Origin of the sequence: Bacillus sp. B-jedd (assembly GCF_000821085.1) — a bacterium.
Lineage (GTDB): Bacteria > Bacillota > Bacilli > Bacillales > Cytobacillaceae > Bacillus_D.
Genome location: NZ_CCXR01000001.1, coordinates 567,759 through 583,753 on the forward strand (window position 1 = coordinate 567,759; position 15,995 = coordinate 583,753).

16 protein-coding genes are annotated in these 15,995 nt (G+C 44.3%); 12 read left to right on the forward strand and 4 right to left on the reverse strand.

Annotated elements, in window-relative coordinates:
• The first annotated feature begins 51 nt into the window (after positions 1-51).
• From BN1002_RS02775 to BN1002_RS02800, 7 genes are all read left to right on the forward strand, one after another.
• Complete coding sequence (locus BN1002_RS02775) at positions 52-2,148, forward strand: amylo-alpha-1,6-glucosidase (protein WP_048823520.1); 2,097 nt, start codon at positions 52-54, stop codon at positions 2,146-2,148.
• Between the two features lie 90 nt (positions 2,149-2,238).
• The gene (locus tag BN1002_RS02780) at positions 2,239-3,510 is read left to right on the forward strand and encodes an ABC transporter substrate-binding protein (RefSeq protein ID WP_048823521.1); all 1,272 of its coding nucleotides are present in this window, start codon (positions 2,239-2,241) and stop codon (positions 3,508-3,510) included.
• A gap of 147 nt (positions 3,511-3,657) precedes the next feature.
• Positions 3,658-4,557 carry a carbohydrate ABC transporter permease gene (locus BN1002_RS02785; protein ID WP_048823522.1) on the forward strand — a complete coding sequence of 300 codons (900 nt, stop codon included), beginning with the start codon at positions 3,658-3,660 and terminating at the stop codon, positions 4,555-4,557.
• A gap of 12 nt (positions 4,558-4,569) precedes the next feature.
• Positions 4,570-5,397: a carbohydrate ABC transporter permease gene (locus BN1002_RS02790; protein ID WP_048823523.1), complete on the forward strand. Its 828-nt coding sequence runs from the start codon at positions 4,570-4,572 to the stop codon at positions 5,395-5,397.
• Between the two features lie 441 nt (positions 5,398-5,838).
• Positions 5,839-5,997: a DUF1540 domain-containing protein gene (locus tag BN1002_RS23130; protein WP_082036089.1), complete on the forward strand. Its 159-nt coding sequence runs from the start codon at positions 5,839-5,841 to the stop codon at positions 5,995-5,997.
• Positions 5,998-6,169: 172 nt separating this feature from the next.
• Complete coding sequence (locus BN1002_RS02795) at positions 6,170-7,417, forward strand: ATP-binding protein (protein ID WP_048823524.1); 1,248 nt, start codon at positions 6,170-6,172, stop codon at positions 7,415-7,417.
• A gap of 442 nt (positions 7,418-7,859) precedes the next feature.
• Positions 7,860-9,542, forward strand: a complete 1,683-nt coding sequence (locus BN1002_RS02800) for a glycoside hydrolase family 13 protein (RefSeq protein ID WP_048823525.1) — start codon at positions 7,860-7,862, stop codon at positions 9,540-9,542.
• A 61-nt stretch (positions 9,543-9,603) separates the two neighbouring features.
• Here BN1002_RS02800 and BN1002_RS02805 read toward each other — a convergent pair whose 3' ends face one another.
• Both BN1002_RS02805 and BN1002_RS02810 read right to left on the reverse strand, forming a co-directional pair.
• Positions 9,604-10,683 carry a serine hydrolase domain-containing protein gene (locus tag BN1002_RS02805; protein ID WP_048823526.1) on the reverse strand — a complete coding sequence of 360 codons (1,080 nt, stop codon included), beginning with the start codon at positions 10,681-10,683 and terminating at the stop codon, positions 9,604-9,606.
• Between the two features lie 22 nt (positions 10,684-10,705).
• Positions 10,706-11,278 carry a TetR/AcrR family transcriptional regulator gene (locus tag BN1002_RS02810; protein ID WP_048823527.1) on the reverse strand — a complete coding sequence of 191 codons (573 nt, stop codon included), beginning with the start codon at positions 11,276-11,278 and terminating at the stop codon, positions 10,706-10,708.
• A 574-nt stretch (positions 11,279-11,852) separates the two neighbouring features.
• Between BN1002_RS02810 and BN1002_RS02815 the strand changes: the two genes are divergently transcribed.
• On the forward strand, positions 11,853-12,233 hold the full coding sequence (locus tag BN1002_RS02815; RefSeq protein WP_048823528.1) for a RidA family protein: 381 nt from the start codon (positions 11,853-11,855) through the stop codon (positions 12,231-12,233).
• A gap of 262 nt (positions 12,234-12,495) precedes the next feature.
• Positions 12,496-13,017 (forward strand): ferritin, encoded by a 522-nt coding sequence (locus BN1002_RS02820; RefSeq protein WP_048823529.1) that lies wholly within the window; start codon positions 12,496-12,498, stop codon positions 13,015-13,017.
• 61 nt (positions 13,018-13,078) lie between these two features.
• On the opposite strand, the gene BN1002_RS02825 is transcribed toward BN1002_RS02820, so the two are convergent.
• Positions 13,079-13,591, reverse strand: coding sequence for a hypothetical protein (locus tag BN1002_RS02825; RefSeq protein WP_048823530.1), 513 nt, complete (start codon positions 13,589-13,591; stop codon positions 13,079-13,081).
• Between the two features lie 96 nt (positions 13,592-13,687).
• Between BN1002_RS02825 and BN1002_RS02830 the strand changes: the two genes are divergently transcribed.
• The 3 genes from BN1002_RS02830 to BN1002_RS02840 all read left to right on the forward strand — a co-directional run bounded on the left by BN1002_RS02830 (position 13,688) and on the right by BN1002_RS02840 (position 15,155).
• Entirely contained in the window at positions 13,688-14,275 is a 588-nt protein-coding gene (locus tag BN1002_RS02830) for a vWA domain-containing protein (RefSeq protein ID WP_048823531.1), read from the forward strand.
• 19 nt (positions 14,276-14,294) lie between these two features.
• Positions 14,295-14,849 carry a DUF4352 domain-containing protein gene (locus tag BN1002_RS02835; protein ID WP_048823532.1) on the forward strand — a complete coding sequence of 185 codons (555 nt, stop codon included), beginning with the start codon at positions 14,295-14,297 and terminating at the stop codon, positions 14,847-14,849.
• 126 nt (positions 14,850-14,975) lie between these two features.
• Positions 14,976-15,155 (forward strand): hypothetical protein, encoded by a 180-nt coding sequence (locus tag BN1002_RS02840; RefSeq protein WP_048823533.1) that lies wholly within the window; start codon positions 14,976-14,978, stop codon positions 15,153-15,155.
• A gap of 50 nt (positions 15,156-15,205) precedes the next feature.
• Here the strand turns inward: BN1002_RS02840 and BN1002_RS02845 are convergent, their stop codons facing one another.
• Positions 15,206-15,994 carry a response regulator transcription factor gene (locus tag BN1002_RS02845; RefSeq protein WP_048823534.1) on the reverse strand — a complete coding sequence of 263 codons (789 nt, stop codon included), beginning with the start codon at positions 15,992-15,994 and terminating at the stop codon, positions 15,206-15,208.
• Between the last annotated feature and the right edge of the window lies 1 nt (position 15,995).

Sequence of the window (15,995 nt, forward strand, 5' to 3'; positions counted from 1 at the left end):
GGCAGAGGCTCGGTTTTTTCCGAAACGTTTCGGCGATATTAGGGGGCGCATATGGATTACAGAGTTATTAAAGAAGATGATTTATTTTTACTTACGGACAACAAAGGAAATATTCCAGTTGATCACCCATATGGCTTGGGCTTGTATACGAAAGATACCCGTTTTCTTAGTAGATTCAATGTGTTAATTAATGGGGAGGAACCAATCCTGTTAGCATCAGATGCAGCTGAAAACTATATGGCCAAAATCCTTCTAACAAATCCACACATGGAGACGGAAGAGGAATTGGTCCTATGGAGGGAGTCTGTCGAGATTGAGCGGACAAGGTTTATTTCCAACAATGTTTTATATGAAACATTAAAACTGAAAAACTATTTCCCGAAGCCAGTCACGTTCGATCTAACCATTGAAATGGACGTTGATTTTAAAGACATGTTTATCATCAGGGGGTTTCAGACTGGAAAGGTTGGGAGCCGGACAGGCCAGGAAATAGGTGAAAATTCGCTTGCTTTTGGCTATAAGGGCTCAGATTGTTTAGCGCGGAAAACAGCGGTTGGCTGGGACAGGAAAGCGACATCGGTTACAGAAGCAGGCCAGGTCACATTCCGGTTTACGCTCGGCCATGCTGAAGAGGATAAGGTAACACTTTTCATCCAGCCTCAGATTGGCGATGAGAAAAAGGGAGAACCCCAGCCGGCATCAACCGCTCTTGCCAAATTGCATGATTCATATAAGAAATGGTCTGATGAAACTACCAAAGTCAAAACAGATCACGCCCCATTACAATCGCTTATAGACAGAGGGATTGATGATTTACGGGTGTTGCTGACGGATGTGGGATATGGTCCATTCCCGGTCGCAGGCCTGCCATGGTTCGGTGTTCCATTTGGAAGGGACAGCATCATTGCGGCACTGCAAATGTTGGCTTTTAACCCGCAAATAGCCAAAGGGACGATTTTGACGATGGCAAATTACCAGGGCAAAGAGCTTGATCCATGGCGTGACGAGCAGCCCGGCAAAATTATGCATGAGATAAGATATGGCGAACTTGCCAATACCGGCCAGATTCCTTTTACTCCTTATTACGGAACAATTGACGCGACACCACTTTTTCTGATCCTTGTAAAGGAGTATGTGAACTGGACAGGAGATTTTGACATTTTATCCGTCATTGAAGCAAATATTGAAAGCGCTCTAAAATGGATTGATTTCTACGGAGACCGTGACGGGGACATGTTTGTTGAGTATCACCAGGAATCCAGCAAGGGAATTGCCAATCAGGGATGGAAGGATTCAGGAGATTCGATAGTACATCGCAACGGAGATTATGCCGAATCGCCAATCGCATTATCAGAAGTACAGGGATATGTTTACCAAGCGAAAATTGGGATCGCTGATTTATATGACCTCATTGGCAAAAAGGATCAGGCTGAAGAGCTGAGATTATCTGCAGAAAAAATGAGGGCCAAGTTTAACGACGCCTTCTGGATGGAGGACAAGGAGTATTATGCCATTGCCCTTGATGCTGATAAGAATCAGGTAGGGACAATTACTTCCAACCCCGGACATTTGCTGTACTCGGGGATGCTTAGCAACGAACGAGCTGAAGCGGTAAGCAATATGCTTGTATCCGAGAAAATGTTTTCCGGATATGGCATCCGGACCATGGGCGAAGGGGAAGCGGGATATAATCCGATGAGTTATCATGACGGCAGCATTTGGCCTCACGACAATAGCCTGATTTTATTGGGATTAAGCAAAACTGGAAGGCAGAGCAAGGCGAATACTGTCATCGGGGGTTTGATTAAAGCGGCTTCATACTTTGAATACAACAGGCTGCCAGAGCTTTTCTGCGGCTATGGGGATTCGCTTGGCAAGGCAGTCAAATATCCAGTGGCATGCTCCCCGCAGGCTTGGGCTGCGGGTACGCCGCTCGTATTCGTCCAGACAATTCTCGGGCTTTTCCCTGACTGCTCAAAGAAGGAAATCCACTTGTCTCCAAGGTTGTTGGCTGAAATGAATGAATTGGCCGTTCATAACGTCCGGATTGGGGAAGGCATACTTTCCGTACATGCCGTAAGAACTGAGGGCGTGCTGGAAGTAAAAATCCTTGAAAACACAACAGGATATAAGGTCGTCCAGCAATAGGCTGGTATGGATGCTAGTAACCATAGTCTCTAGAGATTTATTTATCTCTTAAGATATAAAATTCGAAAAAAATTGGAAGGGGCTTTGATAATGAAAATGAGAAAGTGGCTTTCAACAGTTGGCATTGCATCAGTACTCATGGCCGGGATTCTTGCCGGCTGCAGCGGCACCAAGGAGTCTTCAGGAAATAAGGACAAAGAAAAGTCGGGTGACAGCGGTAAACCAGTGGAAGTGACGCTTGCCGGTTGGGGAGGGAACCCGACTGAAGAAAAACTTTTGAAGCAGGTTATCGAGGATTTTGAATCAAAGCACAAAGATGTAAAAGTGAAATATGAAGTTATTTCAGAGCAATATATGGATGTCATTAAAACAAGGCTGATTGGCGGTGAAGGCCCTGATGTCTTCTACTTGGATGCTTTTGAGGCGCCTGCTCTGATTGAAACAGGAGTTCTTGAGCCGCTTGATGAGTATGTAACAGATGATTTTGACGTGGAAGATTTTGAAAAGCCGTTGGCGGAAGCGTTCATTCAGGATGGCAAAACTTACGGATTCCCTAAAGATTATTCAACCCTCGCTTTATTTTACAACAAAAAGTTGCTCAGCGATGCGGGCGTAGAGGTGCCGAAAACGTTTGATGAATTCCGTGAAGCAGCAAAGAAATTAACCAAGGATGGAGTTTATGGGTTTGGGGTAGCTCCGGAGCTTGCGCGTATGTTCTGGATTGGTGAGTCGACTGGCGGAGATATTGTCAAGGATGATAAAGCCAATTTTGCTTCAGATGAAGTTGTCAGTGCGCTTCAGCCAATCATTGATATGCATAATGTCGATAAAACAGCCGTCGAACCGAAAGAAGTCGGTGTCAGCTGGGGCGGTGAAATTTTTGGACAAGGCAAAGCGGCAATGGTCATTGAAGGAAACTGGGCCATCCCATTCCTTGCTGATACATTCCCTGATATTGAGTATGGAACAGCGGAATTGCCGGTGGTAGATGGTAAAAAATCGACAATGGCCTATTCTGTAGCATATGTCATGAATGCCGCGTCTGAAAAGAAAGAGGCTTCATGGAAACTGATTTCCTATCTGACAGGCAAAGAAGGCATGGAAACATGGACGAGTAAAGGCTATGCCCTGCCAACGCGGAAATCAGTTGCCGAAAAGCTTGGCTATGATAAAGATGAGTTGCGCTCGGCTCTTGTAGCTGGTGCTTCCTATGCGACTGTATGGTCCGAAGGCACGAACCTGCCAATTATCATGAACAACTTCAATAATCAGTTTATGAGTGCATTCCTTGGCAAGCGCCCGCTTGGCGAAGCACTGAAAGAAGCTGAAAAGCAGGCGAATTCTGAAATAGGCTCAAAATAGTCCTGGCGGAAGGGGAAGGGAACTAACTTCCTTTCCCCCTTTTTCCTGTAGAACTTTTTCTGTTGAAGTCATTTGTAGACTTCAACAGAAAAAGTTCTGACAGTGGTTACGGGGCTTTTACTTATTTTGAAGAGGAGTTGGGCAAATATGAAATCCGCATTTTCAAGAAAAAACCTCCGTGAAGCCGGCCAGGGATACGCTTTTATGTCGCCTGCCATACTGGTGCTGCTCGTTTTTATCATTACCCCTATCTTTTATACTCTTTTTCTGGCATTCCATAAAGTTCAGTTGCTTGGAACTGCAAGCTTTGACTTCGTTGGCATGGATAATTTCACTAGAATTATGGATGACACAAGGGCGAAGATCGCTCTATGGAATACGTTCAAGTATGTTATCATCGTTGTCCCGTGCCAGACTATCCTCGCACTGATACTGGCATCGACTTTGAACGCCGGTATAAAAGGGCAGAATTTTTTCCGAATTGTTTACTTTTTGCCAACCTTGACCTCTTCCGCGGTTTTAACGTTGATTTTTATGTGGATGTATAACAAGGAAGGTTTGATCAATAATTTGCTGGACTTTCTGGGGCTCCCTACATATAACTTCCTCGGTGATCCTGCGATTGCCCTAAATGCCATCATGTTCATGAATATATGGTCAACCGCTCCTTTCTTTATGGTCATTTACCTGGCTGCCCTCCAGGACATACCGGATTCTCTTTATGAAGCGGCTGAGCTGGATGGGGCCAGCACAATCCGAAAATTCATGAATATAACCGTTCCGCATTTAAGGCCGGTCACTTCATTTGTCGTAATTATGGGTCTGATTGGAACGTTCCAGTTGTTCGACCAGTCGTATATTTTTTCCGCAGGTTCGGGAGGCCCGGATAACTCGACCCTTACGATCGTGCTGCTTGTGTATCAATATGCTTTTAAAACACTTGGTACGATGGGTTATGCCTCCGCGCTTGCGTTCCTGCTTGCAATTGTCATTTTGATAGCGACATTGCTACAGCGAAAATTCTCGAAGGAAGAATCATTGTATTAAGGGGGGAAGGAAATGAAGAAGAAATATAGCATAGGAAAAATCTTTCTTTATTTGATTCTGTGCGGTTATGCGGTAACGACTCTGGTCCCTTTTTTATGGGCCATGTCGTCATCCTTTAAAACGCTTCAGGAGATTGTAAGCGGAACGATGAGCTTTATCCCAAAGAATTTTACCCTCGAAAACTATAAGCAAATATTTGTGGAACAGGAACATTTTCCAAGGTGGATGTTCAATAGCCTATTTATCGCTGTTGTTGGGACCTTTTTAAACCTGACATTCAATTCAATGGCTGGTTATGCATTAGCCCGCTTGAAATTCCCGGGCAGAAAGCCGCTTTTTATTATCATCCTTGGGGTGCTCATGATCCCGGCGCAAGTTACGATGATTCCAAACTATTTAATATTGAAGGAATTGGGCTGGCTGAATTCTTATCAAGGTATGATTGTTCCTAGTATGATTAACGCGACATATATTTTTATGATGCGCCAGTTCTTCGTTAATTTCCCTAAGGAGCTGGAGGAAGCAGCCGAGATGGATGGCTTAAGCCGTTTTGGTACGTTCTTCAGAATTGTCCTTCCGTTGGCAAAACCTGCTCTGGCAGCGCAGGCGATTTTTATCTTTATGGGTTTCTGGAACGATTTCATGCGGCCATTGATTATCATGACAGACATTGAAATGTTTACTCTGCCTTTGGGATTGAATACGTTTAAAGGTCAATTCGTCAGCTATTGGAATTATATAATGGCGGCTTCAATGGTATTTACCCTGCCAGTCTTGCTTATCTATGCATTCTTTAACCGCTATTTCATAAAAGGTATCTCCTTTACAGGAGGGAAGTAGGAACCTCGCACTATTTTTTCCTTAGTTTTTGGCTCGGTTAAAGGTGAGTGTTGATATTCAATGAAGTTTGATTGGAACGGAGGGGACTGACTCCGGCGGGATGATGCGGCACGTGGAAACCCCTCGAAAAGCGGAAGCGCCTTGGTCAGCCCCGACAAGCGCTGCAGCTAGACAAACAGGCGTCTAGGACGCCGAGGAGGCTCCATAAAAGACTGCTCCTGCGCCACAGACTATTCGAGGAAGTGTCCTTCAGCTCGTCGCAAAGCTGCAAGAAGCAAATTCAGGTAGATGCTTCGCCCCGCGGAAAGCATGTCCCCGAAGTGGAAATCAACAATCAAGGATAACAGAGCCTTATTTTTAAAAAACTGTCTGTGAAAACATGTGATTATGCATCCTCCAAAAAGGGTATTATTTCAACAACCTTTTTAAGGAGGGGTTCTAATGAAAATTGAAGTGAAATGTAATGTGGAAAATTGTAAATATTGGGCGGAAGGCGATGAGTGTGTCGCTGATTCAATCTATGTTATAGCCCAGACAGGCCGGGAAGCTGCGAATGTAGAGGAAACGGCGTGTAAGACATTTGAGCATCGCGAGAAATGACTATAATCAAAAGGGCCGGACAGTAACCAAGCTGTCCGGTTTCCATTTGTCAAAATACATAATATTACAAAATGTTAGAAATAAAAACAGGATTTGGAAAAGAAATGTAGAATTTAATCTTTGATATATATATTGGCGGAATCACATCTATTCCGCTGTAAGGAGAAACGCGATGCTTCAAAATATTGAACTTGTCTTGAATCAGGTTTTAATGGTCCTTTTTCCAATTTGGTCTTATCATTTATTTTTACATAAGAAGGATTTAAAGGAAAAGGGAATCAAGCCAAAACTTCTTATTGTCCTTGCCATCTCGCTGCTTCTAACCCTTACCTTCACTGTTCATTATGACGGTAAACTAGTATTTGATTTGAAACTCATTCCTATTATTATTGCTTTTTTATATGGATCCAATTTAATCGGGAACATTCTCCTGCTTATAGCCATGGGATATAAAATTATTATTCAGAATGGTGACCCTTTGCTGACAGCCATCAATTTTGCCATAGTCGGTTCCATGCTCTGTATACTGGCTAAAAAATTCAGGGGCTATTCTGTCAGAACAAAAATTATCCTGTGCAGTGTCATTCATTGGGTGGTGGCTTTCTCAAGGCATATTTGGCTCTTTTCGAGCGAGCACGCAGCTAGCATTGGAATGGTTTTCATCTTTTCTTTCATTGCCTGGGTCGCGCTCTTATCTGTCATTTTCATATTTGAGAACCTGAGCAGGCAAATAGAATTGGAAACGAAGGTCCAGCAGGCGGAAAAATATAATGTAATTGGCCAGCTGGCTGCTTCGGTTGCCCATGAGGTGCGCAATCCAATGACTTCCGTGCGGGGATTTCTCCAGTTAATGAAAAACGATAATAATTTGACGGAAGCGCAGAAAAGATACATGGAAATTTCCTTGGAAGAACTGAACCATTCCCAAGCAATTCTTTCCGAGTATCTTTCCCTGGCAAAACCGGCCGCTGAAGAATTAAGCATAATTGACCTGAAAGCCGAGCTGGAAAAAATCATTGAACTAATGGAATCGTATACGAATTTGCAAACGGTCAGGATTTATTCTGATGTAGCGAAGAATCTTCCCGTCAAGGCGGAAAGTTCAGAGGTGAAGCAGGTGTTCGTGAATCTTCTGAAAAACAGTATCGAGGCGGTTGGGTCGAAAGGCGAAATCCATGTACGGGCATTCAGGGAAAAGAATAGCATCCTTGTTGAAATCGAGGATAATGGCAAGGGGATGTCGAAAGAACAGCTAAAACTCCTTGGAACGCCTTTTTACTCCACTAAAGAAAAAGGGACTGGCGTCGGCCTGTCTGTCACATATAAAATCATCCATTCCATCAAAGGGACCATTCAGGTGGAAAGCAAGCCCGGAAAAGGCACGAAGTTTACTGTCCGGCTGCCAGCTTTCAGCCAATGATTCCTTTCTTTTTTTCCACGCCTATCTTTTTAGATTTTGACTCAATTAAAGATGAGTGTTGATTTTCGAATAGGTTGATTGGAACGGAGGGGACTGACTCCGGCGGGATGGAGCGGCACGTGGAGACCCCACAGGCGTCTATGACGCCGAGGAGGCTCCAAAAAGACTGCTCCTGCGCCACAGACTATTCGAGGAAGCGAACCTTCAGCTCGTCGCAAAGCTGCACGAAGCAAATTCAGGTAGATGCTTCGCCCCGCGGAAAGCATGTCCCCGGAGTGGAAATCAACAATCAAGGATAACATAGCCTAGATTTTAATTGAGGGAAGTCTGAGTGAAGATGATTCAGTGAGAAACTGGGTGGAAAGTGGTAAAATGATCGGAGGACAAATTTTGCCGGAAGAATCAGTAAAAAATTGTATGACAGGCAAGGAAGGATGCTCACATGAAACAATCAGATTGGTGGAAAAAGAGTGTTGTTTATCAAGTTTACCCAAGGAGTTTTTACGACTCGGACGGGGATGGCATCGGTGACATCAATGGGATTGCCCTGAAGCTCGATTATTTAAAAGAACTTGGCGCCGATGTAATCTGGCTTAGCCCGGTATATGACTCCCCGAACGATGACAATGGCTACGATATCCGCGATTATTACAGCATCATGCAAGAGTTCGGCACGATGGAGGACTTCGACCGGCTCCTGGCCGCAGCCCATGAGCGGGGGCTGAAGATCATCATGGACCTCGTCGTCAATCATACATCCGATGAACATGAATGGTTCGTTAAGTCAAAAAACGGGCGGGACAACCGTTATCGTGATTTCTATTATTGGCGTGATGGTAAGGATGGCGTTGAGCCGAATAATTGGGGCTCAGTATTTGGCGGCCCGGCCTGGGAGTATGATGAGGAAGCTGGCCAGTATTATCTTCACATATTTTCAAAAAAGCAGCCAGACCTGAACTGGGAAAACCCTGAATTGCGTAAAGAAGTTTATAACATGATGAAATTTTGGCTCGATAAGGGAATTGACGGTTTCCGGATGGACGTCATTAATTTCATTTCAAAAGTGGACGGCCTTCCGGATGGGATTTTCCATGAAGGTGCTTCCTTCGGTGATGGCAGCCCGTACTTTATGAACGGCCCGCGTATCCATGAATTCCTTCAGGAAATGAACAGCGAAGTGCTGTCCAAATATGATATTTTGACAGTAGGGGAGATGCCGGGCGGAAGGGTACACCATGCGAAGGTTTACACGGATCCGGAAAATAAGGAACTTAATATGGTTTTTACGTTCGAACATATGGGCCTTGATAGCGGGCCCGGTGAAAAGTGGAATCTGAAACCGCTGGACCTGATCGACCTGAAGGAGAATTTCGAGAAATGGCAGAATGGCCTCCATGGCATCGGATGGAACAGCCTTTATTGGAATAACCATGACCAGCCGCGGATCGTTTCCCGTTTCGGCAATGACCGGGAGTACCGGATCGAATCCGCGAAGATGCTTGCCACCTGCCTGCATATGCTTCAAGGGACCCCTTATATTTATCAGGGCGAGGAAATTGGGATGACCAATGTCCGCTTTGAATCGATTGAACAGTACCAGGATGTCGAGACTCTGAATATGTACAAGGAAAAGCGCGAAAAAAGCATTCCCCATGAAAAAATAATGGAGTCCATTTATGCAAAAGGGCGTGACAATGCAAGGACGCCGATGCAATGGAACGGCAGCCCGAACGGCGGTTTCACAAGCGGCATTCCCTGGATTGAAGTGAATCCGCGCTATCCGGAAATCAATGTTGAACGGACCCTGAAGGACCAGGACTCCATTTTCCATCACTACCAGCATCTTATTTCACTAAGGAAAAAGCTTGATGTCATCACAACAGGCGATTTCCATTTACTGTTCCGTGATCATCCATCATTGTTCGCTTATGAACGGAATACCGAAAATGAAAAGCTGATAGTCCTTTGCAACTTCGGCGGGAACGAGTTGATCCTTGAGGATAAAACCCTGATTGGCGAAGCGGCTGGCGCGGAGGCAGTTGTCCAGAATTATAAGGACATTTTGCTTGGAGCAGAGAAGCTTGTGTTAAGGCCTTATGAAGCAGTTGTTTTTTTGCAAAAATAGAGTTTGAATAAGTATCGGCAGCCGTCCATTCAACGTGGACGGCCGCCGTTTTCATTGTTAATTATTTCGTAAGCTTATCGACGACCTTGAGCATAAATTGAATCCCTTTTTGCCCATACGTCATTTCATTTAAACCGCCGACGACGTAAGAATCCGTGGAAGGATGGTAAAACAGAAATGTACCTGTCGAACCGGCATTCCCCCACGAGTTGTATTTTTTCGGCATCAGGACGGGAATTGTCTTGATATTCATGATGCCGTATCCGTAATCAATTCCGAAAAAGAATTTTGCCCAGTCCTTCATTTTTTCCATCGTCTCTTTGCTTAGTAATTCCCCGTTCACTAGCGCCTTCATAAATTTCAACTGGTCGTTGGTGGTCGAAATGATTGCGCCTCCCGCATACAATAAAGACATGCACTTTTGTTTCGAAACATCCTGATTCCTTCCAAAAAAACCCGCGGTCGGATAATCGGACTTCACCTTAGGCTCGGAATAATTCGCAAAAGAGGAATGTTCCATGTCGCAAGGCTCGAAAATATAGGAGTGCAGAACTTCGTGATATGGCCTGCCTGAAATCTTTTCAATCATTAACCCTAACAAATGATAGCCTGTATCTGAGTAGTGGAATTTTTTCCCCGGTGGACAATGGGAGATTAGACTTTCTTTTGCCCACTGGAGCGTGTTTTGGGGTGTCCACATCCGGTCAGGCTCATCAAAAATTAAATCGCGCATGGATGTCGTAGTTTTCGATTTATCCTCCACAAAGTCATGGAGACCAGAAGTATGATTTAATAGGTGCCTGATTTTTACCTCATGAATATAATCCCTGCCGTCAACGACATGCAGCCCGGCCAGAAGTTCAGGATCCAAGTAATCGGCAATCGGGTCTTCGAATGAAAGCTTTCCTTCCTCCGCTAACATGCCAACTAGGACAGCTGCGAAAAGTTTGCTGACACTGGCAATGTAATAGGGCTGGTTGGGATTAGCCGGCTGCCCGTCAGTCGTTCCTTCAGCAAGATTCATATGAAAGCCATGTTTGCCGGAATGGACCAGTAAAAATGCATTCTTGACTTTTTCGTCCTTTCGCACCCTTTCCCTAAAAAAATCTTCAATCTTCATTTGCATGACATCACTCTTCATTCCCATCTCTCCCCATATCAATCTAACCCCAATGCTTGCGCAGGCGGGCGGCTTCTATAATGTCCCCGCCAGTTCTTTCTAGAATGCCGATTAACTCCTTATCACTCATCTCCCCAGGCAGCATTCCATTCACATCCATAACAGAAAGGCCAAGCTGAAAGACTCTCATTTTAAATAAAATTTCAGCCAGCTCTTCTTGATTGAAGTCTTTTAATCTATCGCTTTTTTGCATTCTGCCAAAAATACTGCCAGGATCAGGCTGCACCTTATCAAGGAGGGTTTTACTATTCAAAACCAAATCCTTAAAAAGCACACTGTACTCCCTGGCGAATTTCAGGCTGGCGATCCCAATGTTAAGGAAAGTATCCTCGGAATAGGTTGTATTCAGCATCTCCTGGGAAATGTCATGGATTTTTCCTAAAACCGCCTCCTTTACTTCGTCCACATCAGCAAAATTCACGTAAATCGGAGCAATCGAGCTTCCCATTTCCTGTGCGATTTTTCTGATTGTAATTCCCTCAAGACCTTCCTCCTTGGCAATTTCAAAAGCTGCATCAACAATTTGTTCTCTGGTAAATTTCTTCTTTGGTGGCAATGTAGTTTGCTCCTTCTGCGAGGTTAATATCAGTTGATATATATCATACGTTATTTATAACATGAAAGAAGTGTTTTTGGCAAATATAGGGTATATGGGGTCACTAAGTCATCGTTTAGAACCCGAATGCCTGGTGGTCGAAAGCTGTTCGGGCACTAAGTCATCGTTTAGAGCCCGAAGACCAGGTAGTCGAAAGCTGTTCGGGCTCTAAGTCATCGTTTAGAGCCCGAAGACCGGGTAGTCGAAAGCTGTTCGGGCACTAAGTCATCGTTTAGAGCCCGAAGGCCTTGTAGTCGAAAGTTGTTCGGGCACTAAGTCATCGTTTAGAGCCCGAAGACCAGGTGGTCAAAAGCTGTTCGGGCTCTAAGTCATCGTTTAGAGCCCGAAGGCGTGTTAGTCGAAAGCTGTTCGGGCACTAAGTCATCGTTTAGAGCCCGAAGGCCTGGTGATCAGTTGCTGCTCGGGCTCTAAGTTTTCGCTACGATTCTATTTACTACTTCGTTGGTAAAAGAGAAAAATTGGGTGTATAATACACAGACTAAGGAAGATTAAAAGATTAAGGGGAGGAATTAAAATGCCAAGAAAATCGTATGAATCGAAAGACGCGAAGGCTGTCGGACCATATTCACACGCGGTCGATGCGGGGGAACTCGTCTATTTATCCGGCCAGACGCCGATTGACCCATCTACTGGTGAACTGACGAAAGGCGGAATCGGGGAACAAACGAGACAATGTTTTGCGAATCTGTTTGCCGTATTGGAAGCAGCCGGACTGACTTCTGATGACGTGGTCAAGGTGAATGTTTATCTGACAGATATGAACAATTTTGCAGATATGAATGAAGTTTATCAAACTCAATTTTCCGAACCATTCCCTGCCAGGACCACAGTAGCTGTGCTGGCACTTCCGCTCGGGGCTGAAGTAGAAATTGAAATGATTGCAAAACGGGGTTAATTGCAACTGTATAGTATAGTAATCCAGGGCAGGAAATTGACCCTGGATTTTTATATTTTTTAGGCTCAGTTAAAGGTGAGTGTTGATTTTCAATTTTAAGTTGATTGGAACAGAGTGGAAATCAACAATCAAGGATAACAGCGCTGTTTTTCAAGACTTTCTATTTTGCAAAAAAGAACTATACAAAAGGACAAGTTTCATTTCGCCCAAATAAAAATACAATACACCATCTGTTATTTTCATGATTAAAGGGGCGGAGAAAATGAATGAAGAACTCCAAAAGCTGTTGAATAATCTTATTCAGATTGAACATGTGTCAACAACACTCTATTTGGCGATGTCTGCTTATATGGGAAGGCTGAATTATACCGGAATGGCGAAATGGCTGCGGCTGCAGTCTGAAGAGGAACGGACGCACATGCTGAAGCTTATTGATTATGTAGTCGATAAGAACGGTACAGTCCAGCTTGCAAATGTTCCTGCTCAACCAAGTGACTTTGGAACGCCGCTGGAAACGTTCCAGAAGGTGCTTTCTCATGAGCAATTTGTCACTAATGCCTACAGGCAGGCCTTCAATTATGCAAATCAGACTGACCCGCAGACTGCTGTAATCATCCAGGAATTCCTGAGGGAGCAGATTGATGAGGAAGCACAGGCGCAAACGATTGTTTCCCGCCTGACATTGGCAGCCAATAATCCATCCGCTCTTTTACTGATTGACCAGGAGCTTGGCCAAAGAGGTGCTGGGGCAGCCGCTGCTCCCGCGGCGCCTGCTGCTGGCTAAACAACAAGAATAAATAACGAAAACCAAGAGGATGACTTTCCATCCCTTGGTTTTTGTTTAGTTAAGCAATCACTCCGCCAAGCGGTTTTTGGCTGAAATATTCCAAAGCCATATTAACCTGGTCGATATCATAAATCTTCCTTTCCAGGCAAAATAAAATCACAAGATCTGACATATCACTGTTTGATAATGAGTAACCGGCGGAGCCCAACAGCTTGCCGGTTTCTTTTTTGTTGAGTTCAAGGGCAAGCGCTAGGGAGATGACTGTGTTTTTGCCAGGTCGATAGTCTGGGTTGGAGCGGATTTTTGAGAAGTGGCGCCGGTCAATCAAAGCCTTCTTATAGATATCCGCGTCAGTTGCGCCTTTCCTGTCAATGAAATTGAAAAGGACATCCCGCAGGACAGGCTCGCGCTTTTCCTTGATGAATTTTTCAATTTCCATATGCGATAAGCTCTCAGAAATGAGTTCGGGCTCGGACATTTCAGGTGAGTAAATAGCGCGCTCTAGAACAACTAATTCAAGATGTTCATTTATATAGTCTTCCAATTCATTAAGGATTCTTTGATCAAGCATTAAAACAGACCTCCGTATTTGTCGCCCGGCAGGCGACCAATTGATAGGCATATCAAGTTACTATTATATCAAGTAAACCAAAGGAGTTGACGTATTGTGAACAAAGATTTGACAGAAATTATTTTTCTTCTTGACCGCAGCGGTTCCATGGCCGGGCTTGAACAAGATACGATTGGCGGCTACAATTCCTTTCTTGCACGCCAAGCCGGACTTGACGGGGAAACAATCGTAACGACGGTCCTGTTCGATGACAAGTATGAGATATTGGGGAGCGGAATTAATGCCAAAAAAGTGAAATTGACGGAAAGTGAATATTTCGTAAGGGGAACGACCGCTTTGCTTGACGCGGTCGGCAAGACGATTGTCGATGTTGGCTGCAGGCTGGCAAAAACGGAGGAACAGCAGCGGCCCGGCAAAATCGTTTTTGTGATTACAACCGATGGGATGGAAAACGCGAGCAGGGAGTTCACCTATGAAAAGGTGCAGAACCTAATCCGGCACCAGCAGGAAAAATACAGCTGGGAATTCATCTTCATGGGCGCAAATATTGATGCGGCGGAGGAAGCAGGCAATTTAGGGATTGATGAAAAGCATGCCTACAGCTTCGAGGCATCCAGCCTCGGTGTGGAAAGAATGTATGAAATGGCAACCGAAGCGGTTTCGAAAGCGAGAAACAGAAAATAGCAGTCTGGGAGGATATAAAATGATACACAATGTCATAAGAAAGATTTTTGCAGGATTGATAGGAATCAGTGTTATGTTTGCCTTAGCCGGTTGTGGAGCAGATGAAAAACCTGAAAAGGTAAGCCAGGCTGCAGGTACTTCCACTGGAGAAGAGAAAGGCACTGCGAAAGAAGATAAGCCCGTAAAGGAAGTATTTGCAGTCGGCGAGCAAGTTAAGCTGGGGGATAATATACTTACGGTTTCCAAGGTTGCAAAGTCAAACGGCAATGACTTTGATAAGCCAAAGGCGGGACATGAGTTTGTCATTGTCACTGTCGAAATTAACAATTCAGGGAATGAAAATATCGCCTACAACCCTTTTGATTTCAAAATGGCCAACAGCCAAGGGCAAATCGTCGACCAGGCGTTCACTACGGTCGACAGCGACACAGCGTTACAATCGGGTGAACTGGCGCCGGGAGGAAAAGTTACCGGCACATTATCATTCGAGCAACCCGCAGGGGACAAAGGGCTGCAGCTCCACTACACCCCGGATTTTTGGTCGGACAGCACTATCAAAATAAATCTCCAATAAAGAAAGGGAGCGCTCATCCGCTCCCTTTTTAACGTTACATCCCGTCCCATCATTTCTGAAATACCCAAGGAAACTATCTCTAAGTTCCAAAATATAGTAAAATATGAAGTGTTGGGGGGATATAATATGAATAGATTAGGGTTGAACAAAAAGCAATCAATTATTGTGGCAGGTATTGTAATGTTTATTGTCCCCATACTCGGATTTATTTCATCAATCTACACCGGCACAACCGTGTATATCCCGATAATAGCAGTTGTGACAGCTTTAATAGGCAGACTATTAGCTAAGAGTTTTATCAAATAAATGGCATTGATTATTTGATTGCCTGGCAAATCTGATTACAACAAATCAAATTATTTATCAAATCTGATTTTCTGGATGAATTCGGTTGGCGAATAGCCAGTGTATTTCTTGAAGACTGTGTTATATTGCTTATACTCTGTAAAGCCGGTCATTTCGGCGATTTCATAAACCATATATTGGTTCGAAAGCAATAAAGGAATCGATTTACGAATTCTATGCTGGGCCAGATAATGATGAAAGGTACCATTTGTATCTTTTTTAAAAACCCTGCTCAGGTAGCTTGGACTGACTCCCATTTCTGTTGCCAGATCCTCAAGACTGAGTTTTTCCGCATACCTCCGCTTGATGCTGTCAATCACCTGCATCGTATAGGAACTATAACTGGAATCACTTTTTTCATCCGGAAAGAATAAAGCCGCCAAAGAATCGAAATCGACTTTTTTCGTCAGCAGTTCATATTTCCGTTTCGTTTCAAGCTTTCGGCGGAGAGATTCAAGAACCGCTTTTAAAGCTGCCTCATCAACGGGCTTCAACAAATAGTCAAAGACCTGCAGCTGGATGCTCTTCTTCGTATATTCGAAGTCACTGTAGCTCGATAGGATGACCGTCTCAAAATCATATTCCTTTAAAGCCTGCTCCACCATTTCAATTCCGCTCATGATCGGCATTTTAATGTCTGTTATCACCACATCTGGCTGCAGTTCAATTATTTTTTCAAGGCCTTCTTTGCCATTGGCGGCTTCCCCGACGATTTCAGTCTGCATTCCTTTCCAGTCCATTGTATACATTAGCCCTTTGCGGATGATTTGTTCATCTTCTACAATGATTGCGGTAATCATA